Origin of the sequence: Leptolyngbya sp. FACHB-36 (genome assembly GCF_014695955.1) — a bacterium.
Classification (GTDB): domain Bacteria; phylum Cyanobacteriota; class Cyanobacteriia; order Leptolyngbyales; family Leptolyngbyaceae; genus FACHB-36.
This window is the reverse complement of record NZ_JACJPG010000526.1, coordinates 1-2270: the sequence shown is the minus strand read 5'-3', so window position 1 is coordinate 2270 and position 2270 is coordinate 1. Positions and strand designations below refer to the sequence as shown.

General features: G+C 51.3%; 3 protein-coding genes. All 3 read left to right on the top strand.

The window, feature by feature from the left end; translation table 11 throughout:
* Positions 1–585: alpha/beta hydrolase (locus H6F43_RS15130; protein WP_190343564.1), on the top strand; the 585-nt coding region annotated here is incomplete at its 5' end.
* 447 nt (positions 586–1032) lie between these two features.
* A complete protein-coding gene (locus tag H6F43_RS15125) occupies positions 1033–1434 on the top strand; it encodes an STAS domain-containing protein (RefSeq protein WP_190343563.1) in 402 nt (133 codons plus the stop codon).
* Positions 1435–1596: 162 nt separating this feature from the next.
* Positions 1597–2270: SDR family oxidoreductase (locus tag H6F43_RS15120; protein ID WP_190343562.1), on the top strand; the 674-nt coding region annotated here is incomplete at its 3' end.

Sequence of the window (2270 nt, the reverse complement as noted above, 5' to 3'; positions counted from 1 at the left end):
ATTGTGGGGCACGACTGGGGCGGCACGATCGCTTGGAATCTGGCGCAGAAGTTTCCGCAGTCCCTGAACCGCTTGGTCATTCTGAACGCGATTCCGCCACAGCAATTTTTGCAGGAGTTGGTTGGCAACCTCGATCATTTGCGGCGGAACTGGCATGTGCTTGCGTTTCAAGTTCCGGGCATTCCGGAGTGGCTGATTCAGCAAAACCTAAAGGGATTTGTCAAAAACCTACTTCAGGAACAAGCGATTCGCAAGGGCGCGTTTTCCGAGGAAGATACGCAGGTGTATCGGACTGCGTTGGCAAAACCGGGCGTGCTGTCGGCAGCGCTGAACTACTACCGCCAAATGCTGCTGCCGTGGAATTGGGTAAAACAATGGGGACTGAGTTCGAGTCCGATTACGGTGCCAACGCTGGTGCTGTGGGGCGAAGACGATTCGCTGCTGAGCTATAGCCTTACCGAAGGACTCGATCGCATGATTGCCGCTCCGTTTAAGCTGACGCGAGTGCCCCATTGTGGTCACTGGATTCAGCAGGAAGTTCCTCAAACGGTTAACCGCGAGCTTCTAACTTTTCTGCGGCAGTAGGGGGGCGAATGCGGGATGTGGAGCGCCAAACCGTTAGGCAATCCTTCAGCAACTCTACGAGCTATCAGTCACTTTGCTCTTGCAGAGTAAGCGCTAGAAAATCAGTAATTGTTTGATCAGAATGCTACCTGCGATCGGGCGACTCAATCGCTGCAAACCGCTAAATCACTACCAAATTCAACTGATAGAAACTGTGCTTTCTATTACTTAGACCCAATTTTCTAACGTGATTAAAAAGACTACGGTTCTTTCCGTAGGAAGATGTTTGTCACGAAAGAGTTGCTTTAAGTTATACAAAGTTAATCCGCGGATGCACTAGCTGGAGTTGGTTCTACCGTATTTAACTAGTACCTTTCTCGCTCTTTGATGATACGCTCTGACGGCTTCGTCCAGCAAGCAAACAACGTGCAACCAGCACTTCAACATCTTAACTTTAGGCTGCTGACTATGAACTTTGCAATTAAAGTCGTTCAACCTTCTGATTTTTCAAGCGTTGATGCAATCGCTCAATTTCAGACCGAAATTGAGCATGTTCTTCAATCAGGAGCGGACATCATCTTAGTGGATCTCAAGCAAATCACGTCGATTACGAGTGCTAGTTTTATCGTCCTGGTTAAAGGCTTGAAGGCGTTGCTTGCGCCCGAACGCCAGCTTGTAATTTGCTCGATGAATGAACAAGTTCGGATTCTGTTTGAGCTGACAGGGCTGGATGAGGTGTTCAAGCTGTTTGCCGATCGTGACGAGGCGCATCAGTATCTACAACCCAGCAACAAAGTTGAAGTGCTCAAGTCAAAGAGCGAAGTGCCCAAAGCGAAACCGAGTGTGAGCACGCTGAAACTTGCTGGCTGAGACCAGTAGAAATACTTAGTTAATTGAATCTTAAGGGGACGCGGTAACTACCGCGTCCCCTTAACTTCTTTCAGGAGGAAGAGACGAAACGCCTCTCTCGACGGACGCTTCCGGTCTCAGCAATCGTTACCGTTTGAGTGTTTATTAAGGAACATTAAGCATATGCAACTTAAACCCATCAGTGAGCAGGTGGTTGCCGTTGTGGGAGCCTCTAGCGGCATTGGGCGCGAAACGGCGCTACAGTTTGCTCAGCGCGGTGCGAAGGTCGTTGTGGCATCGCGGAGCCGTCCCGGACTGGACACGCTCGTAGAGGAAATCCAGCAGGCAGGCGGCTCCGCGATCGCCGTCACCGCTGATGTTGCCGACTTCGAGCAAGTCAAAGCGATCGCCGACAAAACTGTGGAACAGTACGGGCGGTTGGACACCTGGGTTCACTCGTCGGCAACCAGTGTGTTTGGTACGTTTGACCAACTGACGCCGGAAGAGTTTAAGCGCGTCATTGAGGTGAACTTGGTCGGACAGGCGTACGGTGCAATGGCAGCGCTGCCGCACCTGAAGCGAGAGGGACGCGGATCGCTGATTCATATTTCCTCTGGGGAAGCGCGGCGATCGCTGCCGTACCAAAGCGCTTACTCGTCCTCAAAGCACGGGGTGGAAGGATTTTTGGATGCGCTGCGGCTAGAACTGCTGCACGAAGGTCACAACATTAACGTGACTCAAATTTTGCCTGCGGTGATTAATACGCCGTTCTACAACAAAAGCCGCACGAAATTGGGTGTTAAGCCGACTGGCTTGCCGCCTTACTACCAGCCCAGCCTTGTTGCAGACGCAATCCT